The sequence below is a fragment of the Weeksella virosa DSM 16922 genome, assembly GCF_000189415.1.
GTDB classification, from domain to species: Bacteria; Bacteroidota; Bacteroidia; order Flavobacteriales; family Weeksellaceae; genus Weeksella; species Weeksella virosa.
Window position 1 is genome coordinate 860834 of the sequence record NC_015144.1, and the last position, 25775, is coordinate 886608.

Genomic DNA, 25775 nt, shown 5'->3' on the forward strand with positions numbered 1-25775 from the left:
AATATTTGGTTTATTAATTTCCGAAGGTAAAGGTAGCACTTAATCCTGTACGAATTGTAGAAATTGGATAAGCAGTAGAAAGCTTATACTTCGAAATATTCTGGTCCCAATAGAATTTGATGTTTAAGTTTTGACTTAAGTTATAATCTGCCGAGAACATAAATTTCATAATTTTCTGTCCACCAACAATTTGCGAATCTTCGTTTCCGAAACTGAACTTACGCAATCTACTTTCGTTATCTCTTACCGAAAAGTCACCACGAATATTCAAATCTCCTCGTACAGTTTTGGTTCTGCCTTGGTAACGCATCTTGAATTTTAGATCTTTAAAAATATATCCAAAACCAGCGATAATTTCGTTTCCGTAGTCTTCATTTATGGTATAACTATCAAAATTAAGCTGCAGCAAACGATCGCGGTTATATTGTGCTCTAAACTGAAAATTGTTTCGCAAAGTTACATCTACACCTACTAGTGGATTGAAAGCTTCTACCATTGCTACCGAGGTAAACAAATATGGAGAATTACTATTGGCCGATGGTAAATGTACGCTCGGATTATTGTAGAAAATATTCGATTGTACTCCGGATACTGTATAGGATGATAAGTAGCTATGTGTAATTTCTACCTGATCGAACCATTTACTGATAATAGGCATATTGGTAAGTCCTGTGTACGCAATTCGCCAATTAGGAGCTGGGATTTTTCGGTTCCAATCTTTGCTTTGTTTTTTGGCCGATTTTCCTTCTATTGCAGAAACAAATGCTGGTAAGATTACATCATACCTAGAAAAAGATTCTTCGTTTTCACCAGATCCGATAACCACTACATTAGTACGGAAATTTTGGTACATTTCGTCTCGATTGGTAAAAGCAGTTCGTACGCTGATATTACTAATATTAAGGTTCGCCATCTCGTTGATAAACCCATTGTATTGGTTACCTAAAAGATTGAAGCCTGAATGATAGTTTCGGTAATCTTTGTTGCGTTTAACATCTAAATCTATACGGAAGTCTGGCATCGGTTCGATGAGTGCTGTTGCTGTAAAATTACTCGACTTCATTATCTGATACGGCTCTAACATCAACTCGTCATTGGTAATATAACCTCGCTCTACAAATGTACGTTTGATATCGAAATCGGTTCCGTACACAAACCCGAAGCCTGGCATACCAGACGCCATACCGAAGAAGCCTGGTTCGCCATATAAACCTGGAACTACGGCTCCGTTATTTTGGCTATAATTGAATTGTGATTTCTTCAATGATCCTAAAACCATCCAAGCAATATCTTTCATTCGATATTGATTTTTGAATTTGAATTTTTGGTTATTGAGTCGACGTCTGAACTTAGAGTTTGCTCGTTCTGCATTGGCATTGTTGATAGAATCTATTTCGCTTTGTCTACCTTTTCTTATCGAGTCGTATTGGCGATAACCTTTGAACTCTGGATAGAACTTCTGGAAATCGAAATCTCCTAATAATGTAATTGTATTCGAGTTTTGTGCTGTACCATTTCCTAAATTTCTCATTCGACCATTTTCATCTTCGAATATACTCATACCTCTAGAGTATGCACGCCAATTATAGGATGAGGTGAAACCAAATTCCATATTCACCCAATTGGCATACGGCAAGAAACGGAATGGTAACTTATAGTTCACTTGCAATTGTTGATCATAATTGACAGGTCTACCTACCGAGAACAAATTTTGCCAGATTAGGTTTTGATCTAATTTGTAAAAAGCCGTTCCATCATTCAGGGTTTGTGTAGAAGAAGTGAGATCTACACGCAACGAGCGAGTAAGATCAAACCCAAGATTATACTGCCAGCCGAATAAGAAATTACTACTGTACATTGCAGGCATCAACAAGCTATTTCCTCCGGTATAAGAGCTTAGATCCCGGTACTGATTCTCGGTATAGGTACGATTAATATCGGTACGGAAAGAGAAACGAGTTGGGACAGGATTGAGATTGAACTCTTTGATAAATCGTAAATACTTCGCCGATTTTGCCGTGTCGTGCACTGCATGCCAACTCTTGAATGGCTCTATCGACTTAAATCGGAATCCGTAGTTATAGTTCAACGAAGCTCGCAAGTTCTGGTTGATATTGTATTTGGTATAAATATCTCGGTAATATTCGTCTGCATACGAAAAAGACAAAGCAAAGTTCGATGGATCGTAGAATCGGTGCGGTTGACGACTGTTCGGGTTACGTATCTTTCTAATGTTGCTAAAAGAATAACTCTTGTATCGAGTATATTGACGAACCGTTTTGGCTAACTCTTTTTTGTTCGGTGCTTCATTCATCAAAATATCATTATCCAAAGGATTGTATTTCGGGTCGATAAAACTTTCCGTCATGGTAAAGTTAAACGGCACTTCCATATTCCATTTCTTGGGCATCAATTTATCCAACTTTGCATCTACATTTACCGAATATTCTTTGATATCTTCTTGGCTGCGTTCGATTGGCCCCTGATCAACTGCTCCGAAACCATTGGACAATACACGACCAGCCAATTGTACATTGGCAAAATCACCCAAATTGAAGGTAAGACTTGCATTGGCCGCATAACCTCCTTTGTTGTCGATATCACTCAAACGCAATTCGTTTACCCAAACAAGAACTTCTTTTTCAGCTGCTCCTCCGACCGAACGTAAACCAATCATCAAAGAGGAAACATTTCCTAAAGTCGGACGACCTTTTACATAAATAATCTTGTTAGGATTTGTCTCATCTACCGTGTAAGCAAAACGTTGATTATTGACAAAGTTTTCGGTATCTCTAAGTTTTTTAGCATCGATGAAATAATCTGATAATAATGATATAAAGTTTTCTTCTGGCCAAATATCATTGACCGAGGTTGCTGACCTTGGTGTGTATTTCAGCGGCAACTCATACTCGTAATAGTTGTCTGCATAATCAGACCCGAATCGTATGAACAGTTTGGTGGTTTCATCCAACTGATTATTTGTAACATCTAATAGGTTTTGGGCAGATACAAACATTTCTATTTTTTTGTATCGGCGTAAGTCTAAATTTACATTCTTTATGACTCCTTTTGCAGAACTTGGTCCTCTGAATTTTGTTTTGATGGTCATCGAAGACTCATTCATATTCTGATAGCCTGTTGCACCTTGTAAATGTTCCCGAGAAACTCCCGGAGGCAATGTATAGCGTGGTTGAGAATTACTATTTTGTTCTAAGTTTACTTCCCCAATTTCTAGATCTCCAACAAAACTATCTTCTGCTTGTCCTTCTGCACCAGCAATCCCTTGATCAGGATAAATATTTTTGGTATAACGTCTCCATTCGCTTCGCACCATATCAAAAGTACCAAAACGCAAGGTTGTTTCTTCTTGGAAACCACGCATCACCATTCTCATATAGCGAGCAGAAGTAAGAACACTTTGTGCCTGATCTATATTATCTTGTAAGATGTCATCTACCCCGTCATTGTCTACATCAAGGTCAAAACCATCAACAGGAATCCGAACTTGGTACCATTTTACGGTAGAATCTTTCCCGTTGGCAAAACGTACTTTTACTTCTTTTCGGGCAACAATTTTCGAGTTGTTAGGATCTTCCAACGCTTGACGATTAATTTTCAGGGTATATTGAAGATAATTTTCTGTCTGGTCTAGATTAAAATCTTCATTAATATCTTCTGTATCGGGACGCAAACTAGAAGCATGCAGTGGATTATCGGTTGAAGAGTTTCCTTGTGGATTTCGATAATATTGATAACGTCCTTGTACCGTTCTCCCATTTTGATGTCCATCATATCGTTTATCTAGAAAGAAAAGATAATTGTCGTTCGCAGGGTCAAGTTCTCCTGTAATCGGATTGGTTTCGGTGAAATTATATTTTGTTGCTTCTTCGGCATCCGTTAACCCATTGAAACCTAAATCTTGGATTTTTCTGTTTTCTCCTTCCGTTTCGAAAGTATAGAGAAGTGGTGTCGATTTTGGCGTTTTACCCCAAGAAGTTTCTTTTGCTTCGTACGAACTTCCTGGGAAAGGCATTCCATTCTCGAAAGCCAATTCACCATCTTTTAGAATATCTTCTGATACGCTTCCTAAATGGATTAATAATTCACCATCGCCACCATGACCGTCTGCGTATGGATCCATCATCCAAAACTCTATATATTCTACATTGTTTTCGACAAGGTTAGAAACCGTCAAAGCACGCATCGTTGCTCCCCAGCTCTCGGTATCATTTTGGTTCGGATTGATGTTGTACGGCCCTCTAATTTGTGGATAAAACGTCATATCAAAGGTACTTAGGTAGGATTGGGTTCCTGCCATAATATCGCGTTGATCGAATAATTCTTTCATCTCTACACGTCGAGAACGATGATTAGAAATATCATTATCCGAAAGAGGTGACGCACCTCCTAATCCATAGAAACGGGGATCAATCGTATACCAAGACAACATTTTTCTACCATTGTTGAATGCCAAGTTATCGGTCTGGTTGCCGTTCGGGAAATAGGGATGTATATTGAAGCTCACTCCGGCTGGTCTTCCTGGTGTACTGGCAAACTTCCAGCTGTTGGGATCCATCAAACTGATGTTGGTTTGTGCATCTTCAAAATCGTCAATATACGAGTAGCCTTCTGTCGCTTTATTGATACCTGGCAACAAATATGCTCCTTCTGCATTGAAGGTAATATTCGACGGATCTTCTGTTTGTACGCCCGGTAGATAATTTGCCATTCTGGTTAACCATTCGCTTTGCGTATTGATCTGGGTATTAACCCCAAAAATTGTGTTGTTTACAGCTTCACTACCAAATTGTGTTTTCTGGGTCATCGGTCTCTCTTGATAATTGACCATGGTTGCACCTACGACAAACTTTTCCGAGAAGTGATGTTCAGCATTCAACCCAATGAAGCGTTTTTTTTGTAGGTTGAATGTTGCCTGATTCTCCATACTAATATTGATCGGTGTGCCTGAGTCTTTTAATTGTTGATTAATGATTTTCACACGTCCCAATTGGTAATCCACAGTATAATCTACTCCTTCTGTTAGGGTTTGTCCATTGGCCGTAACCACAACCGAACCTTGCGGTACGTTGAAAGCGCCTAATGCTACTCCATCGCCAACGGTACCTTTGTATCGACCAGTAAGACTATATCGGTTGGCTAGTTTTTCTTGAATTAAGGTTGCGGGTAGTTTGGTATATATTCCATCAAACACATACTGATCGGCGATGTTTGGATCTAGTTGATTGCGAAGATATTTACCAAATGGTTCTACTGTTGTAAAGATAATTGCACCACGTTGTACATCGACTGTTATTCCACTTACAAAGTCGAATTTACCATCTCCGTACGTTGTTGTCGTTCCTTCTCTATTTTCTTGTGGTTGACCAGATTGGTTTAGGCGGTCCATATGGAGGACTTGCAAGAGTGTCTGATCTGCTATATTGGTATTTGGTAAATAGTTGACTGTACCTGATGAATTTTGCCCGTTATCTTTGAACATGATATTCATCGTAAAATCCTGAGGATCTAACCCATATGCATTCAGCGAATAAATATTTTTCATCATCAAATCCCAGGTTGGTGATTTTGTATTGATCACTGCATTTGGTTTGATGAGTTTGGTAATTAATGTAGTGCTTCCACCATCTGACATATCCCCGACACTGTAAACCTGATTTCCTACTTGGTATTGGTAAGAAATTGCTAATAAATCATCTCCATCTACCAATGGTGAATTTAAAGTTATGTAGCCCAGCTGTGGATGAAAGGTATACTCACTTGGGTCTAATTTCCTAACATTCTCATTTATTGCGTAGTGTTCTCCATCGACAAAAGTTTGTCCGTTATACGAATAGCCGTTAAGTAGATTTCGTGCATTGCTAATATTTCTATCGCTACCGATAAGCGATGAAACAGAATTATATATCGCTCCATTTACTGGATAAGATGTTGTATTGTCCTCACCCAAATCTCGCAGAGCAATAATCGAGCGTCGATTATTTACATTTCCTCCAGATCGATCAATTTTCCAAACTTCTATGCGTGTAATGTTGGTTTGGCTTGCTATACCTGGATAGTTCTTCAGGGCGCGGTCATAGTTATTTCTGAAGTAATGCCCTAAGAAGAAGTGCTTGTTGTACTCGTAGTTTTCTGCGTAGATTGTAAACTCACTCATCACACCTCCACCTTGCACGGTGATGCTTTTCCCTTCTGATCTTTGTTCAGAAAAAACAGCTGTCACGTTGGTATTCCCGAATTTCAGATCGGTTCGTACCCCAAACAGAGATTGCGAGCCTTTGATCAGTGAGTTTGTTAATGGCATGGAAATGTTTCCTAGTTCTACATTTTGCAAAATATCATCATCTCCTGCAAAAGGGTCTAACTTATTCGCTATGGCTTTACGCCATTGTAGTTTAGTCTGATTCTCGAAAGCAAACCCTGATTGTGTGTCGTAATTCATTTTGAGCTGTAGGTTTTCTCCTACTTTACCCAAAACACTAAGCTGCATTCTTTGTTGTAGATCGATTGTTAGTGTGTTTCTGTTTTGTGGCAGCAACATTGGGTTGTCTATTTTTTGTAAAAAAACACCTAAATCTATGTTGGCATATCCTTGTGGAGTAAGTGAAATTTCATTCCCACCGAAAATACTTTCGAATGCTCTTGATTTTACTTGAAAGGTCGGTATAATATTGGCTAATTTATCCTGTTCCTTATCACCAAACTGTAATTCTCGATAGTATTGATCGTTGGTTTGCGATTTTATTCGATAATATTTATTGATTTCTTGGCTTTGCACTAAAGCTAAATATTCTTTTCTGGATAAATAAATCGGTTCGGCAACCATAGAGGTTCCTATCATTGGATATAAAATATATCGACCATACACAGCATCATATTCTACCGTATATTCGATTTGATTATCTAGAAATAATCCTCCCGATTGATGATTAAACGGAAATTTCAGGGTGTCTTGTTCTTGTGCATCTACGACATTACATAAACCAAAAAATACAAGTAATGTTTGTAGAACAAAGGCGATAGAGTATATATTTTGTCTCAAACTAATCAAAGTTTTTTTAGGGTTTCTTTTACTAAAGTTTCTACAGTTGCATCCGCATTTTTGTCTAATACTTGATCGATAGTTTTTTCGGCCACCTTACGCGGAATTCCTAAAACTTCTAATGCTGATAACGCTTCTATGCGTGTTTTATTTTTGTGAGGTAAAGAATTAACATCTTCTAGGTTGATTTCTTCTAGCTTATCTTTCAGATCTATAATAATTCTTTGGGCAGTTTTGGCTCCAATCCCTTTAACACTTTGTAACAACTTTGCATCTTCTGTGTAGATTGCGGTTTGTATTTCTTTAGGTGACAAAGTCGATAGCATCATCATTGCAGAAGCAGGCCCTACTCCGTTTACACTAATCAGCTTCTGGAAAATAGACCGTTCTTCTATGGTGTTGAAACCGTATAATAGATGTGCATCATCACGAATTATTTGTTGTGTATAGAGGGTAATCACTTCATCAATTACCAAGCTAGAATATGTGTTTAGGGATATGTTTACCCAATAACCAACTCCATTACAATCAACAACTGCGTACGAAGGATGAACTTCTACAAGTCGCCCTCTAAGTTGTGTTATCATCCGAATAAATTTATATCTATGGTGTTAATGAAATCCAAAAATACAATTTATTTAATGATTAGAAAATATTATATTTTTGATTATTGGCAATACTCTGCCGCATCAATTTGTAAGACTTCTTTGCTCGGAGAAATATAAGGAATATTGAGCTCTAATCCTCGTAGAATAAACAATATACCTAAAACTAGGATGATAATAGGTAAGATTTTCAGGATTTTTTGACGCCACTCTAAGCTGATAAAATTCCCAAACATGACCGTAAGAAACATCAATGGAATTGTTCCTAACCCGAAAAAGAACATAAACAGTGTACTTTGCTCAAAAGAGCCCACACCGATGGCTGCAGTAAGTGCGGCATATACTGCTCCGCAGGGCAATAAGCCATTGAGTAATCCGGTAGTATAAAGTGACGAGAAATCTTGTCTTCTCAAATAACGACCAAGACCAACTTTTACTTTTAGCAAGATGGCCTGCAAAGGCTTTGCATTGATGCTCTGATTATCGAAAAACTTGGGAATCAACACCATAATAATCATCAATACACCGATTGCAATACTTAGATAATTTTGGAATCCTACAAAGCTAAATCCCTCGCCTATCAATCCAAGTATAAGCCCCAAAATCGTATAGGTTGTTACACGCCCGAATTGATAGGTGAGATTTTTTAGCGTAAATTTTAATTTATTTTTAGCACTCAAACCAATCGATAGAGCAATCGGACCACACATGCCAACACAATGTAGGCTTGTGGCAAAACCTAATCCGAGTGCTAAGAGGATTAATGTTTGTGCCATCTAAGTGGTTTTTTCAACAAATACTTTTTGCCGTTCATTTCCCATGATAGGGCCAAATCGTATTCGCCTGGAACCAAATTTACTGAGGATATTAGCATTTCTTTTCTTTCGTTTAGTTTTAGTGGTTTAAGATAATCTAGCTCTTGATTATTTGGACGCAAAAGATAAACAGTACCCCCGGTAACAGTAAAATCTTCTGGGAAAATTAGCTTGAAACCGTTGGCTTGCTCTACAATTTGTGGATGTTTTGCTAAAAGATTCGCTCGTGATTCAGCTTCGATATCCTTCTCAAATGTTAAAGATTTTTCGTAATAATTATCGGTTACTAATTCGCCAACATCACCAGCAAAAAATAGTAAACTTAAGATAAAAATCATGAACATACCAAGGGCAACGGCAACACCGTGTGCCCATGTAAATTTAAACTTCATACAACTAATATTTAAAAGGTGAAGAGAAGCTTGTTTTATATTTATCAACTACCTCTCCCTTGTCATTCACCAACCCTATTATTATTCTTTCTTTATACGAACTAACTTCTTTTTTAGGAATTTTTAGTTTGAATTTTCCTTGTACAATAGCACCTTTCTCTAATTGGATATGGTTGGTACCTTGATACATCTCCACAACCGATTGGTCATGAGACAATAATTTTATTTTTACTTCTTGGGTATTATTGGTTTTATTGGTTAATGTATATTCAAACTGATTTACATAATATTGTCCTTCTTCTACATAATCAGACCCAACGACCTTTAGGTATTTTGACTCTACCATAGGACGATTAATAACAAAGGTTGTCATTACACCTAGAAGTGCGATTAAAGCAACTGTATAAGCCATCATTCGCTTATTGAAGTGGAAAGGTTCTCCTTTCTTGATGTTATCTTCTGATGCATAACGAATCAATCCTGTTGGGAGGTTTACTTTCTCCATTACTTCATCACAGGCATCTATACAAGCGGTACAGTTTACACATTCTAATTGGATTCCGTTTCGGATATCGATTCCTGTAGGACAAACCACAACGCACTGTCCACAGTCTATACAATCTCCTTTGCCGGCAGCTTTTCGGTCTTCATTTTTTCTAAATTTTGCACGTCCTATTCTTCCTTCTCCACGGCGGTAGTCGTAGGCAACATTAATCGTGTGTGAGTCAATCAACACTCCTTGGAGTCGACCGTATGGGCACACTAAAGTACAGGCTTGCTCTCTAAACCATGTAAAAACAAAATAGAATAAGCTCGTAAAGATAACCAAACCGATAAAAGTTGAGGCATGCTCAATTGGCCCTTCTTTCACTAAATTTAGTAACGCATCTGCACCGATAATATAAGACAAAAAAACGTTGGCAATCAAAAATGAGAGTATAGCGTAGATGGTCCACTTCATTAGTTTTTTTCTAATCTTTTCTTCGTCCCATTTTTGTTTATCTAAGCGTATTTGCTTTGGTCTGTCTCCTTCTATCAAATATTCGATGGGGCGAAAAACCATTTCTAAAAATATGGTTTGAGGGCAAACCCAACCACAAAATAGTCGACCATATACCATGGTGAAAAGTACGATAAAAATAATGGATGTAATCATCCCAATTGCTAGAAGAAAGAAGTCGGAGGTGAAAAACGGAAATCCAAACAAAATAAATTCTCTGCTTAAAATATCAAATTTAAATAAAGGGTTGCCGTTTGGTAACTTAACAAATGGCGTAACCACCAAAAAAGTAAGGAGTATATAGGCTACTATCTTCCGACGATTGGTAAACTTACCACTTGGTTTTTTTGGGTACACCCACTTACGTTTACCAGACTTTTCCATTGTCCCGATTGTTGAGCGTACAGATTCATCCATCTGATGAAAATCTTTTTCTTTACTGTCTTTTATATTGCTCATGATTTTTAATAATTGATTTGTTTTATACAACAAAGAGAGAAAACCATGCCAGTTCCCTCTCTTTGCTTATGATACATATTATCTGATATTGTGTCGTTAGAAATCTTAATTTTTAGCTTTCCACGCTTCTACCAATTCTCCTTGTGGAGCAGCAGCACCATCGGCAGGTGTTAATGTTTTTTCTACTTGGTTAATGTAGTAAACATACGATGCTACTTTTTCTATATTTAAGCCTGACAATTCACCGCGCTGGCCGAATGCTCTCATCTGAGGGTTTGTAGGAGATCCGTCATATATTACTGCGTATATATTATAGAATAAACTGTCATTTACTTGGCTTATCCAATAGTCATCTGTTAAGTTTGGTCCAATACCTCCCTTTCCACCTTCCATGTGACAAAGCGTACATTGTGTATTGAAAATTAATTTCCCTTGCTCTACAACAGCTGGATCGTTAAACTTATTAACTGCACCCTCGATAGTGATATCATTTTCTACAGCCCAAATAGAGTCTTTGATGTTGAGAATTTTTTCTTCTTGTGCATACTCTACATCAGAATGCGCGAAATCTGTGAACCCATAGGCTAATAAATAAACAACGCAAAATACTATTCCCAACCAAAAAAGTGATAGCCACCACTGTGGTAAAGCATTATCTAATTCTTTGATTCCATCAAAACCATGATCGATAATAATTGCTTCTTCTTCTTCTTTAGTTTGACGTTGATTAGCAGAGCTTAAGAGGTTTTTAATATAGCCTTTTTTCTTCTTTGCTAAATATTCTGCTTTTTCATCTTCTGTTAATTGTTGAAACTTTTGTGATTCAACTAACTTATTTATTGCATTAATAATCAACAACATCACCAAAGAGATAGCCATTACTGCCCATACAACTCCTTGTTTTAGAGCTGCTACAATATGTGCAATCGAATTATCAATCATCCCTTTGAAGCCTGGTTCTACGATATTTTCTACCGGAGTCACCATTGCGAATGTTAGCAAAATCGCTAACATGGTAAGCGGAATAAAGATGTAGGCGGGTGTACGTAATTTCATAGTGTTTTAAATTTTGTCTTCTGTATCATCATCTTCTAAAGGTAAATTCTCTGCTTCCTCGTAATATTTTTTTGGCTTTTTCCATACTAAATAAAATGTTCCGAGGAAAAACATTACAAACAACAATAATGAAATGGTTTGTAATATTGATGAAAAATCATAATTAGAGAATGACTCTTTGAAATATTTTAACATTAGTTACTAGCTGTTTGTGTTTCTTGTGCTTTGATATCGGTACCTAAACGTTGTAGGTATGCGATAAGTGCAACAATTTCTCGATCGCGAAGCGGAACAAATTTATCTCCTTCTTCCTTTTCTCGTTTTGTCCAAAGATCTTTCAAGTCAGCTGCATCAGCAAAAATACTTTTCTCAATTGCAATGGCTTGTCTTTGCATAGATACTTTCATACTATCGAAATCTTCTTCAGAGTATGGCACTCCTAGAGTAGCAAGAGCTCGCATTTTATCTGCTGTATGATTTACATCTAAAACATTCTCGATAATCCATGGGTAACGCGGCATGATAGAACCTTCTGATGTTGCTCTTGGATTCCACATATGCTTATAATGCCATGCATCTGGATTTTTTCCTCCTTGTCTATGCAAGTCTGGTCCAGTACGTTTTGATCCCCACAAGAATGGATGATCATAAACGAACTCACCTGCTTTAGAGTATTCTCCATATCGTTTTACTTCGTCACGGAACGGTCGTATCATTTGCGAGTGACAAGCATTACATCCTTCTCTAATATAGATATCTCGACCTTCTACTTCTAACGGCGTATATGGTTTTACACTTGAAATAGTTGGTACATTAGCTTTTACTACGATTGTTGGAACAATTTCTACTAAACCACCAATCGCTAAAGCTACAAATGCTAAAACAGTTAATAATTTCGGAGTTCTTTCAATCCAAGTATGAACTTCTTCTCCTTGCTGACGAGCTGCAGATTTCTTCGGTAATGCCGGCGCTTGAACTTCTTCGTCTCGCACAAACTGCCCTGAACGTACAGTTTTCCATACATTAACAATCATTAATATTGTTCCTAACAGATATAATATACCACCGAATGCACGCAATGGGTATAACCATTGTTTTAGGATGGTTACTGTTTGCAAGAAGTTAGGGTAAGCTAACGTACCGTCTTCTGCGAATTGTTTCCACATTAAACCTTGCGTCCAACCAGCAACATACATTGGGATTACCCAGAACAAAATTCCAAAAGTAGCAATCCAGAAGTGTGCATTAGCCATCTTAACCGAAGCTAATTTTGTATTGAAAATCCTAGGTATAACGTAATATATAATACCGAATGCCATGAAACCATTCCACCCTAAAGTCCCTACGTGTACGTGAGCAGGCACCCAGTCGGTAAAGTGTCCTATTTTATTTAATGTTTTTGTTGCTAAAAGCGGCCCTTCGAAAGTAGCCATACCATAACAAGTAACTGCTACCACAAAGAATTTAAGGATAGGATTTTCTCGAACTTTATCCCAAGAACCGCGTAGGGTTAATAGACCATTCAACATCCCTCCCCATGATGGTGCAATCAACATAATTGAGAAACCTGTTCCTAGTGCTTGCGCCCATCCTGGTAAAGCAGTATAAATAAGATGGTGTGGACCAGCCCAAATATAAACGAAAATCAAAGACCAGAAATGGATAATCGATAACTTATACGAGAAAACAGGTCGATTTGCTGCTTTTGGCACGAAATAATACATCATACCCAACACCGGTGTTGTCAAGAAAAATGCAACCGCATTGTGACCATACCACCATTGTACTAATGCATCCTGAACTCCCGAATATATTGAGTATGACTTAGGCGCCATTAAATTAAAATGTACAGGCAATTCTAAATTATTAAATACATGCAACATGGTTATCCCTGCCCACGTACCAATATAAAACCAAATAGCAACATACAAGTGACGTACGCGACGTTTCCCAATAGTCAAAAACATCTGAACACCAAACAACACCCAAGTAAGCGCAATCAAAATATCGATTGGCCACTCATGCTCTGCATATTCTTTACTTGTATTATATCCTAAAATAAAAGTTACAAAAGACGCTATTATAAACAATTGCCACCCCCAGAAAACTGTCCAGCTCATCACATCGCTATACATTCTAGTTTTCAACAAACGCTGCAATGAATAGTAAGCTCCTGCAAAGAAACTATTTCCTACAAAAGCAAAAATTGCAAAAGTGGTATGAATCATCCGTAAACGACCAAAACCTAAGGTTCCTTGGGTATTAATAAGCCCCTGAATATTCCCTCCAATCGCACCATCATCTGACCCAAAAAGGTATTCTGGTAGATCTGGGAAGAACAACAATGTTGCCACTAAAACTCCGAAAAAGAATGCCATCACAGCCCAAAACAGTGTAGCATAAATAAAGTACTTTACGATCTTATTATCGTAACTAAACGTCTGCATTTGCATTATGTGTCAATTTTATCTTTATCTTTATTAACTTTCTTATCATCTTTCAACATTCGCACCGCTGGCGACTCATCTTCATCGAATTGGCCTGTTTTATACCCTAAGAAAAACAAGCTCAAAAACAAAATCCCTAAACAGAGACTCATCACTATGGTCAATATTATTACTCCCATAACTCTTGCAAAATTACAAACCGTAAGAAGATTTCACAATGATTTTCTTCATCACAAAAGAAATCTTACTAATTTATAACCATTCTAAATATTAACGAGTAATTTTAGCTGTTATTCTCGACCCGAAGGTAGCAAATAATATTACAGAAGCCGAACTTATTGGCATCAAAATCGCTGCTACCACTGGCTCTAAATAACCTGTTACTGCAAAAGACAACCCTATTACGTTGTACATAAATGAAATAATAAACGCTGCTACCACAAGACGCATTGTGTATTTTGACATTTTCATAAACCATGGAATTCGTTGGAATTCTTTTGCATCTAAAATCCCATCACATGATGGTGAAAAGCTATTCATGCTTTCGGAAATTGCCACACCTACATCGCTTTGCTTTAGCGCCCCCGCATCATTGAGACCATCTCCAAGCATCATTACTTTTTTTCCTTCCTTTTGCAATTTTTCAATGTACACCAATTTATCATTTGGTGATTGATTGAAATTTAATATTGATCCTTCAGGAAATATTTTTGCAAGATAAGTTCTTTCTGCATCATTATCACCAGAAAGTACATGTAAATTATAATTTTTTAAATTTTCTAACACCGCTTGCAAACCTGTTCGGTAGGTACTTGTAAAAATAAATTTACCCAAAACTTGATTATCTATCTTGATATAGACAACTGTCTGATTAATTGTACTTTCCTCTATTGCCTGCACAAAATCTCTAGAACCGATTTGCACCAATTTACCATCGACAACCGCTTGTTGTCCTTTCCCGATTACTTGCATATAATCTTCTACTTTTGCAGTAGCTTCTACATTTAAAGCAGAATATAGTGAACGCGATAATGGATGATTCGAGTTTCTGAGAACAACTTTTACCATCTTCTTCTGCTCTTCTGATAACTCTATGCCTTCGTACTTAATCTGGTCGACTTCGCTAACTGTGATTGTTCCTGTTTTATCGAGAACAATATCGGTTACTTGTGCCATTTTTTCGATTGTTGATGTGTTTTTGATATAGAAATTTTTGTTTCCGAAAATCCGCATCATATTTCCTAAGGTGAAAGGTGAAGAAAGTCCTAATGCACAAGGACAAGCAATTATCAGTATTGCGGCAACCACATCGAGTATGCGTGAAGGATCGACAATGTACCAATATATGCCTGCGACTAAACACAGCGCCAAAATAATATAGGTGAAATATTCTGCTACGTAATTGGTAAGAATGTTAAGTTCTGAATCGTTTTTCTTGAACGCATCATTGTTCCATAATTGCGTTAGATAACTTTGTTTGATGTCTGCAATCACTTCCAGCTCCACTGCAGGACCAGAAATCCTACCTCCAGCAAAAATTTTATCACCAGCTTTTTTCTGAATTAATCGAGATTCACCAGTCACAAAACTATTATCTACCATGGCTTCTCCTTTCATAAGGATTACATCAGCCGGGATTAATTCTTCGTCACGGATAAGGATTCGATCGCCTTTTTTTAGGTCGGATAATAAAATTGGTACTTCTTGATTGTCGACAATTTTTGCAACAGCAATCGGATAAAATGATTTATAATCTCGATCAAATGCAAGACTATTGATGGTTTGTTGCTGAAACCATTTTCCGGTTAACATTAGAAAAATCAGACTTGTTAAAGTATCAAAATATCCAGGACTTAAATCAAAAACAATATCATAAGTACTTTTGAAAAAAATCACAAAAATCCCTAAAGTAATCGGCACGTCGAGGTTAACTACTCCGTTTTTCAGCCCTTGCCATGCAGATTTATAATAATCGGTGCCTGAGTACAAAAATACTGGTAGCGCTAACAAGAACATTGCCCAACGGAAAAGATTTTTATTATCTTCTAACCAAGATTCTTTTACGCTCCCGAAAAATTCTACATATTCTGGGAAAGACAATAGCATGATGTTTCCAAAACAAAAACCAGCCACAACTAATTTTGCGACTAATGAGCGATCGACTTTATTTTTTTTATTTTTATCGACAGTATTAAGATTCACCGATGGTTTGTATCCTAAGTCAGTCATTAACCTTGCCAAGTCTCCTAAACTTAGTTCTTCATCTCGATAAGTTACCTGTACATTTTTTTGGGTAAAATTCACATGAGATGAGATAATATTCGGGTTAATTGTCTCTAAACTCTCTAACAACCAAACACATGAAGTACAATGAATAACAGGCACATGGAAAGTAACCACAGTAACTCCATCGTCCGAAAAGTCTACCACCTGATCGAATATCTCAGGTGTATTGAGAAAATCGAACTGATGAGCATTTCGTTGATCGGGTCGAACACCTGCATTCCGATTCAACTCATAGAAATCTTTCAGATCATTAACATTCAAGATCTCATAAACAGTTTTACAACCTTGGCAACAAAATACTTTCTCATCAAAGAGAATGCGCTCCTCTTCTATTTGTTGCCCACAATGGAAACATTGTTCTGCCATAGTTTTACAAAATTACTTTCGAATCCCCAGAAATACTCCTATATTTGCATGACTTAAGTCATAACTAACAACTCTATGTCAGAATTTAACGAAAATGTAGAAACAATCAAAGCTTTATTCGAACATCCAGAAAAATTTGGTGTTTTTAGCACCGAAGATTTAATCGAATTCAATGCTGAGAAAAAGATTCTTAATCTGAAAAAAGCTGACGAAATCATACAAGAGGGAGCTACCCCAAAAGGGATTTATTGCATGATCAAAGGTACGGCAAAATTATTTAAAGTCGGCTTCAACGGGAAAGAGCAAATTTTACGTTTTGTAAATGAAGGAGACATTATCGGCTACCGTTCTATATTGAGCCAAGAAGCATTTGGTGCTTCGGCGACGGCGATGAGTAATTGTGAGATTTATTATGTACCCGAAAAATTCTTCATCAAATTATTAGAAGCTAACCCAAAATTAGCTTTTAATATTTTACAACGTATTGCCAAAGACTTGGGTGAATATGCTAGAACCATTACCTATTTGGCACAAAAGACAGTTCGCGAAAGATTGGCTGAAGTTTTACTCTTACTCGAAGCAAAATTAGGAACCGACAAGGATGGTTTTATCAACATTTCGCTTACGCGCGAAGAAACGGCTAACCTAATCGGGACTGCTACCGAGTCGGCTATTCGATTGATTTCAGAATTCAAACAAGATCATTTAATCGAGGTAGAAGGTAGAAAAATAAAAATCATAGAACATCAGAAACTTACCAAGTTAGGACACGTTATTCTATAAAAAAAGATTGTAGACTTTTTCCTGCCCGAAAAAGCTCTGTTTTATTTTACATTAAATTTATCGAATCAAGGGAAATCAATTGTATTTTGATTTCCCTTTTTTTTACTTCTTTTTTAGATATTCTTGTCGAATATTTTCAGGTAATTTTTCGATCGCGTAACGCAAAGTCGTTCTTGGCAATTCTTGTGCAAACGCATCGAGGAAAATCAACAAACTCACCTCGTCGACATTTCCCATTTCACGCAACATCCAACCATTTGCTTTGTGCATCAAATCGTGTGGATGATGTAGATTTTTTTCTACAATTTGGGTAACAATCGAGAATTCTTTTTGTTTGATGAAATACAAAGTCGACACTACTGCCATGCGTTTTTCCCACAAAGAAGGCGACTCTGCCAAACGCAAGAGAATTTCTTTTTGGTTTTGATGAAAAGCATAATGTCCAAGAATTTTATAACACGAAGAATCGACCAAATCCCAATTATTGAAACTTGCAGTATGCGACAAATAAAAATCGACAATTGTCTTTTTTTCTGCCCAATCTTTTGATTTTTCGTATTGTAAAACCAAAATAAAAGTTGCCGTTAAACGAACCTCATGTATCGGCTGAGAAAGCAATTCTGCCAAATCGGCAAATGAAGCTTTGGTGTAAAACTCCTTGGCAACTTTCCGTTGATCAGGTACTTTAACACCGATAAACAGATCTCCCTCACCGTATTCTCCTGGTTGGGTTTTGAAATATTGTTGCAACTTTTTTATCTTATCTTTATCCGACAAATCGTATAAAGCTTCTTGTATATATTCTACTGTTTTGCTTTTCATCCTACCGAAAATCTTAGTCCACAAAGATAGAATCTAGACGAAAATCACAAAATAATAAAATGGACAGCTATATAAAAATGCACTGTAACATTTGTTACTGTAAGCTTTTTTTGGATACTGTAATTTTGTGTTAATATAAAATAATTACCATGAAGAAATCAGTTTTTGTACTCACCACATTGTTTGCAAGCTGTATTGCACTTCCTATACAAGCAGCGGATTATAATGAAGTCGCTACTGCTGTAATTCAGACAAAAGTAAAAGACAAACATGCCATTATGGTGCAAAATAAAATGCACATGATGGCTGCAATTATGACAGGAGAAGAAATGATTAAAAATAACCCGAAAACGGTTTTCGAAATTGTTTTGATTGGAAATGTTGTAAAAGATATTGCTGTTGATCAAGATCTGAAAAACGCAATGGCAGAAGCCAATAAAGCAGGAATTCTTTTTGTTTCTTGCGAATTTGCGATGAATAAGTTAGGAGTTACAAAAGATCAATATTTATCGTTTGTGCGCACAACGCCAAATGCATTTATTTATCTTTTCGACCTACAAGATAAAGGCTATAAAAACTTAATTCTATAATATATTAGGTTGTTAAGGATTTATTTGGTGCCCCAAAAGTCTTTCGCAAGAAAGTACTTTTGGGATTTTTTTATTATAGATTTTCACCTTCAGAAATGTTTTCTCCATCCTCATTATAATACTGAAACAGAAAATTATTGTACGGAAAGCGTTGAATGTGCAATTTCTTCACCTCTTCATAAATTGTTTTACGTAGTTCCTCTATATTTTCTTTTTCTGTAGCCGAAATAAACAAGGTAGGATAAGATGTTTTGGCCATCCATGTTTTTTTCCAGTGTTCTAACGAATAATTCTCGAAATGCATCACCGTGAGATCGTCTTCTGGTTTTTCTATATAGCTAAAATTATCTATTTTATTGAAAACCATAACTGTTGGTTTATCTTTAGAATTGATCTCATCTAAAATTTTATTCACAGAGTTTATATGATCCTCAAAACTTGCATGCGAAATATCTACTACATGAATCAATAAGTCGGCTTCCCGAACTTCGTCCAAGGTCGATTTGAAGGATTCTACCAATTGTGTTGGTAACTTTCTTATAAATCCTACTGTATCCGTCAATAAGAAAGGTAAATTCCCGATCACAACTTTCCGCACGGTGGTATCTAGAGTTGCAAATAATTTATCTTCGGCAAACACATCCGATTTGCTAAGCACATTCATCAACGTCGACTTCCCTACGTTGGTATACCCTACCAAAGCCACCCGAACCATTGCTCCACGATTGGTTCTTTGGGTAGCCATTTGTTTATCGATTGATTTTAATTTTTCTCTGAGCAATGTAATTCGATCTCGAATGATTCGGCGATCGGTCTCAATTTCTGTTTCACCCGGACCACGCATCCCAATTCCACCACGCTGACGCTCCAAATGCGTCCACATTCGGGTAAGTCGAGGTAAAAGATATTGGTATTGAGCCAACTCGACCTGAGTTCGAGCGTAAGACGTTTGGGCACGTTGAGCAAAAATATCCAAAATCAATTGTGTGCGATCGATTATTTTTCGGTTCACCACTTTTTCGATATTTTTTAGTTGTGATGGCGTTAGTTCGTCGTCAAAAATTACCGTATCGATATTATTTTCTTCTACATAACTTGTGATCTCTTCTAGCTTTCCACTCCCTACAAAATATTTAGGATCTGGTCGATCGAGCTTTTGAATAAAGCGTTTATCAACTTCTGCTCCAGCGGTATATGCCAGGAACCGAAGTTCGTCCATGTATTCTGTTAATTTTTCTTCGGTTTGGTCGCGGGTAATTAATCCTACCAAAACCACTTTTTCGTATTGGGCTTCTTTTTTTTCTAACATGTATGTTTACAAGCTTAATTTTGCAATTATACGGATTACTCCTGATTTACTGGACAATATTCGTACCTAAGTAAATAAAATTCAGATTCTTTTTTTTCTTGTTCGAAAACGAAGATTGCTCTTCTTGTAAGTTAATATTTTATTCTGAGTTTATCAACCTCAAGGCTGTATCCAAAACAGGATCTCGGCCATAAAATATATCATCTAAGGTTGTTTCTACGATGAAATCCGGGAAATTTCCTCTTCCTTGCCGATGTTGATTTTTTAGGTTTGGACAAATCGTCATTAAAGGAATATTCAGTTCGAGTTGTGAGTTTGGTAGAGTGAAAGGCACAATAAAACCTGCAATAGTACCGTTGTAATTTCCACCAGATTCTTCTCCTACAAATACTGCATTCGTGTATTGATCGAGCATGCTAATGAGAATAGAGGTTGCCGAATAAGATCCTCCATTTTGCAAAACATATAAGACACCCCGATAATTGTTCTCTTTTATTTTTTTTGGTTTTGATGACGAAATTGTATACAGATAATCTCCGTTCTGATCTTTTTTGGTCTTGAAAATCGTCGCTATCGAAGCTCCCAACCAAAGAGGCATCAAAGTATATTTTCTAGGTCCAGAAAACATTTTATGGTAATTTTTGGCCAAAGAGTTTTTTTGAGTAATATGGGCTTTTTGGGTAAATGCAATAGCAGAATCTGATAAATATGAAAAAAGCTCACCAGAATCGCGTAAATATCCCCCTCCATTATCACGAAGATCTAGAATCAGATATTGTACATTTGATTGCTTCAATTTTTCGAAAACTTCTGCATAGGCTTTTTTAGGGTATCCTTTGACAAAACTTCTGATATTTAGTACAGCAATAGTACTATCTTGGGTAGGATATTGCAATTCGATTGCAAATTGTTTATTGATTTTATCGTAACCAAAATAAAAGTTTTTCAACTCTCTTTGCTTTCGTTCTTTTCTAGTCAAATGGAGAGAATCTTTTGTTTTTATTGATTTTGACTCATCTAGTTTTTTGCGATAAACGGTTTTCACAAAAAGAGAGTCGTTTTTATCGAAGGTTAAACGCAGGCTATCTTTTAGACCATGTTCATACGTAAAAAAAGTAGAAAATGATTTACTCATTATTCGATCTATAAATGTTTCATTATAACCATCGCTCGTTTCTAATTTTCGATATTTTTGATAATAATCTTTCACTGGATAACCATTAACCTCTACGATAGAAATCCCAACTGGCAGCCCAACATCATCTGCTTTAGAGGGAACAACATACAACCCTTCTTCGGAATAATTGGTCCTGAATTGCGAGAATGGTCCTATGGTATTTTTTCTTTTCTTTTCCTCTCGTTTGGTGTACTTTCTACTCGGAAAATCTACATAGGTATGAGCTTGCCGTATTTGTGCGATTACCGCTTGAAGATCAAAATAAAACTCTTTTGAAGTCATTGATCGATTAATCGAATTTTTCAGAGCGGTAAAAGTATTTCGCAATGAATCTTCGGTTATAAACCAATCCAAATCTGGATGGTAGTCTAGCAATTGCCTATATGCATAGTCTACATCTTGCTTTAGCAATTCTGCCGGAATTTTTTTCTCTAAACGAGCGTTGTATTTCTCTACCGAATGACAAGAAACCAAGAGAGTTCCGAGAATAAAGAAAAGTAAGTTTTTCATCAAATATTTTCAGGCTTTTTCACTATTTCGTTTGTAATTACAATTTTTTAGCGTACTTCTTGATAAAATTGTTCGATAAAACCTTCCATGAACACGTGTCGTTCTTCAGCCATTTTCTTTGCTGTTTCTGTATTCATTAGGTTTTTTAATTTGAATAGTTTATCGTGGAAATGTTGTACACTCGACGATTTTTTTTCTACAGATTTTGGGTTATAAAGTAAATTACCAACACTTCCGCCATACGCAAAACAGCGCGCAATACCCACCGCACCAATTGCATCTAAACGATCTGCATCTTGCACAATTTTAGCTTCTAAACTGCTTGTCTTTTCATTCTTACTGAACGATACTTCTGAAACAATTTGTTGAATTTTTTTTATTATATCTTCATTAACCTCGCTTCCTTCTAAAAACTCGCCTATTAATTGCTCCGAAAGATCCACTCCCTGGTGCAATTTAGCATCGCCCAAATCGTGTAACCATGCAGCCATTTCTACCAAGAAAGGATCGGCTTTTTCGTATCTTAGAATTTTTTTGGCATTGTTCACCACTCGCTCCATATGATAATAGTCGTGCCCGGTTGCTTCTTCAGAAAAAAGAGCATAAATATGGTTTTGCGTTTTCTCTAATAATTCTTTCCGATTCATTTTTCTTTATTTATCAGGATTCTTTTTTCTAATTTCGGTTGGATGGATTGTAGTTTTCTTGCAAAAGTTATCAAAACCTCATAATCTTGAACAGACTGTTGATCATTGGCATTGATTAAAACTTCTTCAAAGTTTTTCAACCGACGAAAGTTATATTCATTCAACACCAATCGGATTATTTGATCATCTTGCAAGGTAGGGAAATTTATAGTTTTATTTTTCGAGTTATAATGATAAGAAAAGCCTGACACTTGTATAATTTTTGGTTTGTCTAACAGAAAATTACTCAAAATAAAATCTTTTAGATCCCTTCCTTTTATCGAAACCACTACCATTTTATTGCCAAAAGGTAACAAAGTTCTGGCTGACTTTATGGTGAAATCTCCTTTGTTTACCACATTCCTAATTCCATTCGCATCGATAATTGCAGCATCGGCATTGTAATAAAAACGCATAGCATCGGTTACTAAATTTCCGGCCAACGATTCCCCTTTCAAACCCGATTGTACATCTAAATCCACAACTAAATCTGCTATTTTTTCGTTGAGCTGTTGCTCTATAAACTCTTTTTCTTGCTGCTCTCGTAGCGCTAGAGTTTTCTCTTTTCTCACTTCTTTATCCAATGGGATTATTTGTATTTCTGGAAGTTTGTTTTTCGATAAAATAATTTTTGCAACGGCACTCATATTGCCAGAAGGTGCCACAATAGGCGTTTTACCAACATAATTTATTTGCGAGTTGTACTCGTGTAGTTCTTCGGTAAGAACCAGATCTATTTGAGGAAATTGCTCGATTAACGCAATATTTTTTGCCAAATCCATCTGAGAAATTGCCACTATATGATCTGTTGTTTGATCAGTGAACTGCGCCAAAACATTTTCTACCGAAAGAAAAATATCTGCTTGCTGTACTCGTTTATCCTGGATAGTGGTTTGCATCTGATCGGTCAGCCCGAGAAACAAAATAGTTTGATTATTAACTTTTCTCACCAAATAAGTTGGTAACTGAAAGAAAGGTTGATATGTTTCACCGATTAAATTTGTCGTAAAAAAACTACCGGTAAATCTCGGAATTAATTGTTGGATGTGCTCCACACCGTAATCAAACTCATGTTGTCCGAAATTGAGAATATCTACCGGAATCCGATTAAAAACTTCGGGCATATTCTTACCTTTTAACATACCACCATACAAAACTCCACCGACAAAATCTCCTCCATGAATAGTTAGGGTTGCAGGATCTTCTTTTTTACTTAGATCTACGATGGTTTTCAGACGTGCAAACCCACCTCTTCCACCGGGTACATCGTCCAACTCATATAGCTGGTGTGCATCTGTAAAATAGAGTACTTGCAAGGTTTGAGCATTTAGAAAAGAAGTTATTAAAAAGAAAGTTATGCGAATAATCATACCAAAAAAACTAAGAACGGTAAAGGTAAGAAAGATGTTTTGCTTATAGTTGAAAAAAAAGTAAATAGAGATAAAATTAAGTGTTAGATATTTAAAAAAATTGTATCTTTGCACCTCGAAATTTACGTAAAACGGGACGAGTTCCCACAAACATTTAGTTATTTTATGGCTACAAAAATTAGATTACAAAGACATGGTCGCAAAGGAAAACCATTCTTTCACATCGTAGTTGCTGATTCAAGAGCAAAGCGTGATGGTCGTTTCATTGAGAAGTTAGGAACGTACAATCCTATTACAAATCCAGCAACAATTGAATTGAACGTAGACTCAGCTGTTAAATGGTTACAAACTGGTGCGCAACCAACCGATACTGCAAGAGCACTCTTGTCGTACAAAGGAGCGTATATGAAAAAACACTTATTAGGAGGTGTTGCTAAAGGAGCCTTTAACGAAGAGGAAGCTGAAAAAAGATTTGCTGCTTGGTTAGAAGCAAAAGAAGCAAAAGTACAGGCTAAGAAAGATGGTCTAGCACAATCAGCTGCTAATGCGAAGAAAGAAGCATTAGAGGCAGAAAAAGCAGTAAACGAAGCGCGCATCAAAGCGGCAGAAGATGCTGCTAAAGCAGAGGAAGCTGCACAAGAAGAGACTGCAACAGAAGGAGCAACAACAGAAGAAGCTTCTGAAGAAACTGCAGAGTAATTTTTGTTCGAGTAATACGTAGAGAATGGATATTAACGAGTGTTATTACTTAGGGAAAATAACTAAAAAACACGGCTTCAAAGGCAACGTTATCATTCATTTGGATACAGACGAACCCGAATTATACAGTACATTGGAATCAGTTTTCATTGAAAGTAATGGAAAACTGATTCCTTTTTTTATAGAGTCTGTACAATCTTATCAGGGCGATAAATTATTGGTAAAGTTTGAAGATTTCGAGGCCAATGAAGTCGATAAACTCATCAATCGGTCGCTTTATTTACCCCTAAACACGCTGCCCAAATTAGAAGGAACTTCTTTCTACTATCACGAGGTAATTGGCTATACGATATTTGACCAGACCAATACAGAAATCGGAACGATAAAATCTATCAATGATTCTGCGGCACAAGCTTTTTTTGAGGTTGACGCCAATGGAAAACAAATACTAATTCCGATGATTGATCAATGGATTCTAGAAGTTGACCGTCCAAACAAAGCAATGTTGATCGAGATACCAGACGGATTATTAGAAATCTATTTAGGATAAAAGATTCAAACTCTAATCCTTAACTACTTGTATACCTTACATTTCCCTTAAAAAAACAAAAATGTTCTCCTTATTTCTCAACTCCTTGAGATTGGATTTCTATTTGTTTATCAAACCATTCATCAGCCAAACGTTCTGCTTTATCATACGAAATTAGTTTATCTTTCGGTAACACAATCGGTTGAGACTCATCCAAAATTTCGATACTTTTCAGCGCAAAATGTTTCCCCAACAAAGCACCTTGAGAAGTTTTTATTGTGATATCCAAAGCGACAATAAGCCCTGGCAATCCAAAGTAACCGTATGGCCCATGTCTGAACGGAAGGTCGGTAGCAAAATAAGCCACTACACTTTCTTCGCCTTCCGAAAAAAAAGCCTTTCTTATATTATACCCAAACATCTTTTGCGATTGACGAGTGATCGTCCATGGATAATACGAAATGTCTCTTTGTACCAAAAACTTTTTCTTACCGATTTCTCTTCTCTCATAAGCTGAATTTTTAGACAAGTCGATATACATATCATCATCTAAACCAAGCATAAACATCATATCAGCTTGCGCATTATTGATTCGATCTAGATAATGAAAAACCGAAAAATCTTGATTAATTTTCAGTTCGAATTCGGTTGGCACAAAAACGCCATGCAGGTTTGTTCTAGAAGAAGAACTCTTATTATCGAGACTCATCACGCCACTATAAACTACTTTTATTGTATTTTGAGAAAACACAAGAGCAGTAAAAAAAAGGAAAGTTATGGATAAAAATCTCTTCATCTTTAAGGATCAATTCGT

The 25775-nt window shown here is 36.6% G+C and carries 20 protein-coding genes; 4 read left to right on the plus strand and 16 right to left on the minus strand.

Annotated elements, in window-relative coordinates; translation table 11 throughout:
* Window positions 1-13 precede the first annotated feature (13 nt).
* The 10 genes from sov to WEEVI_RS04275 form a co-directional block, all read right to left on the minus strand.
* Window positions 14-7060 carry a T9SS outer membrane translocon Sov/SprA gene (sov, locus tag WEEVI_RS04230; protein WP_232013427.1) on the minus strand — a complete coding sequence of 2349 codons (7047 nt, stop codon included), beginning with the start codon at window positions 7058-7060 and terminating at the stop codon, window positions 14-16.
* A 5-nt stretch (window positions 7061-7065) separates the two neighbouring features.
* Window positions 7066-7647, minus strand: coding sequence for a Holliday junction branch migration protein RuvA (gene ruvA, locus WEEVI_RS04235; RefSeq protein WP_013597928.1), 582 nt, complete (start codon window positions 7645-7647; stop codon window positions 7066-7068).
* Between the two features lie 80 nt (window positions 7648-7727).
* Complete coding sequence (locus tag WEEVI_RS04240) at window positions 7728-8441, minus strand: sulfite exporter TauE/SafE family protein (RefSeq protein ID WP_013597929.1); 714 nt, start codon at window positions 8439-8441, stop codon at window positions 7728-7730.
* Entirely contained in the window at window positions 8426-8872 is a 447-nt protein-coding gene (locus WEEVI_RS04245; RefSeq protein ID WP_013597930.1) for a FixH family protein, read from the minus strand. The genes WEEVI_RS04240 and WEEVI_RS04245 overlap by 16 nt, the downstream gene beginning before the upstream one ends.
* A 4-nt stretch (window positions 8873-8876) precedes the next feature.
* Window positions 8877-10331, minus strand: coding sequence for a cytochrome c oxidase accessory protein CcoG (gene ccoG, locus WEEVI_RS04250; protein WP_013597931.1), 1455 nt, complete (start codon window positions 10329-10331; stop codon window positions 8877-8879).
* A gap of 105 nt (window positions 10332-10436) precedes the next feature.
* Window positions 10437-11387 carry a cbb3-type cytochrome c oxidase N-terminal domain-containing protein gene (locus WEEVI_RS04255; protein WP_013597932.1) on the minus strand — a complete coding sequence of 317 codons (951 nt, stop codon included), beginning with the start codon at window positions 11385-11387 and terminating at the stop codon, window positions 10437-10439.
* A gap of 6 nt (window positions 11388-11393) precedes the next feature.
* Window positions 11394-11582 (minus strand): cbb3-type cytochrome oxidase subunit 3, encoded by a 189-nt coding sequence (locus WEEVI_RS04260; protein WP_013597933.1) that lies wholly within the window; start codon window positions 11580-11582, stop codon window positions 11394-11396.
* Complete coding sequence (ccoO, locus tag WEEVI_RS04265; protein ID WP_013597934.1) at window positions 11582-13840, minus strand: cytochrome-c oxidase, cbb3-type subunit II; 2259 nt, start codon at window positions 13838-13840, stop codon at window positions 11582-11584. The genes WEEVI_RS04260 and ccoO overlap by 1 nt, the downstream gene beginning before the upstream one ends.
* The gene (gene ccoS, locus WEEVI_RS04270; protein WP_013597935.1) at window positions 13840-14013 is read right to left on the minus strand and encodes a cbb3-type cytochrome oxidase assembly protein CcoS; all 174 of its coding nucleotides are present in this window, start codon (window positions 14011-14013) and stop codon (window positions 13840-13842) included. The genes ccoO and ccoS overlap by 1 nt, the downstream gene beginning before the upstream one ends.
* Before the next feature lie 91 nt (window positions 14014-14104).
* Window positions 14105-16486, minus strand: a complete 2382-nt coding sequence (locus tag WEEVI_RS04275) for a heavy metal translocating P-type ATPase (RefSeq protein WP_013597936.1) — start codon at window positions 16484-16486, stop codon at window positions 14105-14107.
* Between the two features lie 75 nt (window positions 16487-16561).
* Between WEEVI_RS04275 and WEEVI_RS04280 the strand changes: the two genes are divergently transcribed.
* Window positions 16562-17269 carry a Crp/Fnr family transcriptional regulator gene (locus tag WEEVI_RS04280; protein ID WP_013597937.1) on the plus strand — a complete coding sequence of 236 codons (708 nt, stop codon included), beginning with the start codon at window positions 16562-16564 and terminating at the stop codon, window positions 17267-17269.
* Window positions 17270-17371: 102 nt separating this feature from the next.
* Here WEEVI_RS04280 and WEEVI_RS04285 read toward each other — a convergent pair whose 3' ends face one another.
* A complete protein-coding gene (locus tag WEEVI_RS04285; RefSeq protein ID WP_013597938.1) occupies window positions 17372-18091 on the minus strand; it encodes a DNA alkylation repair protein in 720 nt (239 codons plus the stop codon).
* Between the two features lie 149 nt (window positions 18092-18240).
* Here WEEVI_RS04285 and WEEVI_RS04290 point away from each other — a divergent pair, with 149 nt between their 5' ends.
* Window positions 18241-18681, plus strand: a complete 441-nt coding sequence (locus WEEVI_RS04290) for a hypothetical protein (protein ID WP_013597939.1) — start codon at window positions 18241-18243, stop codon at window positions 18679-18681.
* Between the two features lie 73 nt (window positions 18682-18754).
* On the opposite strand, the gene hflX is transcribed toward WEEVI_RS04290, so the two are convergent.
* The 4 genes from hflX to WEEVI_RS04310 all read right to left on the minus strand — a co-directional run bounded on the left by hflX (window position 18755) and on the right by WEEVI_RS04310 (window position 23733).
* Window positions 18755-19990: a GTPase HflX gene (gene hflX, locus WEEVI_RS04295; protein ID WP_013597940.1), complete on the minus strand. Its 1236-nt coding sequence runs from the start codon at window positions 19988-19990 to the stop codon at window positions 18755-18757.
* Between the two features lie 139 nt (window positions 19991-20129).
* A complete protein-coding gene (locus WEEVI_RS04300; protein WP_013597941.1) occupies window positions 20130-21677 on the minus strand; it encodes a S41 family peptidase in 1548 nt (515 codons plus the stop codon).
* A 47-nt stretch (window positions 21678-21724) separates the two neighbouring features.
* Window positions 21725-22324 (minus strand): HD domain-containing protein, encoded by a 600-nt coding sequence (locus WEEVI_RS04305; RefSeq protein ID WP_013597942.1) that lies wholly within the window; start codon window positions 22322-22324, stop codon window positions 21725-21727.
* Window positions 22321-23733, minus strand: coding sequence for a bifunctional metallophosphatase/5'-nucleotidase (locus WEEVI_RS04310; protein ID WP_013597943.1), 1413 nt, complete (start codon window positions 23731-23733; stop codon window positions 22321-22323). The genes WEEVI_RS04305 and WEEVI_RS04310 overlap by 4 nt, the downstream gene beginning before the upstream one ends.
* A 165-nt stretch (window positions 23734-23898) precedes the next feature.
* On the opposite strand from WEEVI_RS04310, the gene WEEVI_RS04315 reads away from it, so the two are divergent.
* Both WEEVI_RS04315 and rimM read left to right on the plus strand, forming a co-directional pair.
* Complete coding sequence (locus WEEVI_RS04315; protein ID WP_041942070.1) at window positions 23899-24432, plus strand: 30S ribosomal protein S16; 534 nt, start codon at window positions 23899-23901, stop codon at window positions 24430-24432.
* A 25-nt stretch (window positions 24433-24457) separates the two neighbouring features.
* A complete protein-coding gene (gene rimM, locus WEEVI_RS04320; RefSeq protein ID WP_013597945.1) occupies window positions 24458-24982 on the plus strand; it encodes a ribosome maturation factor RimM in 525 nt (174 codons plus the stop codon).
* A gap of 70 nt (window positions 24983-25052) precedes the next feature.
* On the opposite strand, the gene WEEVI_RS04325 is transcribed toward rimM, so the two are convergent.
* Window positions 25053-25757, minus strand: a complete 705-nt coding sequence (locus WEEVI_RS04325; RefSeq protein WP_041942071.1) for a GLPGLI family protein — start codon at window positions 25755-25757, stop codon at window positions 25053-25055.
* Window positions 25758-25775 lie beyond the last annotated feature (18 nt).

Excerpts from the sequence above, each read along its gene's own strand:
- WEEVI_RS04260 (WP_013597933.1), bottom strand. The coding sequence starts at position 11,582 with ATGTTAAAATATTTCAAAGAGTCATTCTCTAATTATGATTTTTCATCA.
- WEEVI_RS04255 (WP_013597932.1), bottom strand. The coding sequence starts at position 11,387 with ATGAAATTACGTACACCCGCCTACATCTTTATTCCGCTTACCATGTTA.
- WEEVI_RS04240 (WP_013597929.1), bottom strand. The coding sequence starts at position 8,441 with ATGGCACAAACATTAATCCTCTTAGCACTCGGATTAGGTTTTGCCACA.
- WEEVI_RS04300 (WP_013597941.1), bottom strand. The coding sequence starts at position 21,677 with ATGAAAAACTTACTTTTCTTTATTCTCGGAACTCTCTTGGTTTCTTGT.
- WEEVI_RS04275 (WP_013597936.1), bottom strand. The coding sequence starts at position 16,486 with ATGGCAGAACAATGTTTCCATTGTGGGCAACAAATAGAAGAGGAGCGC.
- WEEVI_RS04290 (WP_013597939.1), top strand. The coding sequence starts at position 18,241 with ATGAAGAAATCAGTTTTTGTACTCACCACATTGTTTGCAAGCTGTATT.
- WEEVI_RS04315 (WP_041942070.1), top strand. The coding sequence starts at position 23,899 with ATGGCTACAAAAATTAGATTACAAAGACATGGTCGCAAAGGAAAACCA.
- ruvA (WP_013597928.1), bottom strand. The coding sequence starts at position 7,647 with ATGATAACACAACTTAGAGGGCGACTTGTAGAAGTTCATCCTTCGTAC.
- hflX (WP_013597940.1), bottom strand. The coding sequence starts at position 19,990 with ATGTTAGAAAAAAAAGAAGCCCAATACGAAAAAGTGGTTTTGGTAGGA.
- WEEVI_RS04325 (WP_041942071.1), bottom strand. The coding sequence starts at position 25,757 with ATGAAGAGATTTTTATCCATAACTTTCCTTTTTTTTACTGCTCTTGTG.
- WEEVI_RS04305 (WP_013597942.1), bottom strand. The coding sequence starts at position 22,324 with ATGAATCGGAAAGAATTATTAGAGAAAACGCAAAACCATATTTATGCT.
- ccoG (WP_013597931.1), bottom strand. The coding sequence starts at position 10,331 with ATGAGCAATATAAAAGACAGTAAAGAAAAAGATTTTCATCAGATGGAT.
- rimM (WP_013597945.1), top strand. The coding sequence starts at position 24,458 with ATGGATATTAACGAGTGTTATTACTTAGGGAAAATAACTAAAAAACAC.
- WEEVI_RS04285 (WP_013597938.1), bottom strand. The coding sequence starts at position 18,091 with ATGAAAAGCAAAACAGTAGAATATATACAAGAAGCTTTATACGATTTG.
- ccoO (WP_013597934.1), bottom strand. The coding sequence starts at position 13,840 with ATGCAAATGCAGACGTTTAGTTACGATAATAAGATCGTAAAGTACTTT.
- WEEVI_RS04280 (WP_013597937.1), top strand. The coding sequence starts at position 16,562 with ATGTCAGAATTTAACGAAAATGTAGAAACAATCAAAGCTTTATTCGAA.
- ccoS (WP_013597935.1), bottom strand. The coding sequence starts at position 14,013 with ATGGGAGTAATAATATTGACCATAGTGATGAGTCTCTGTTTAGGGATT.
- WEEVI_RS04310 (WP_013597943.1), bottom strand. The coding sequence starts at position 23,733 with ATGATTATTCGCATAACTTTCTTTTTAATAACTTCTTTTCTAAATGCT.
- WEEVI_RS04245 (WP_013597930.1), bottom strand. The coding sequence starts at position 8,872 with ATGAAGTTTAAATTTACATGGGCACACGGTGTTGCCGTTGCCCTTGGT.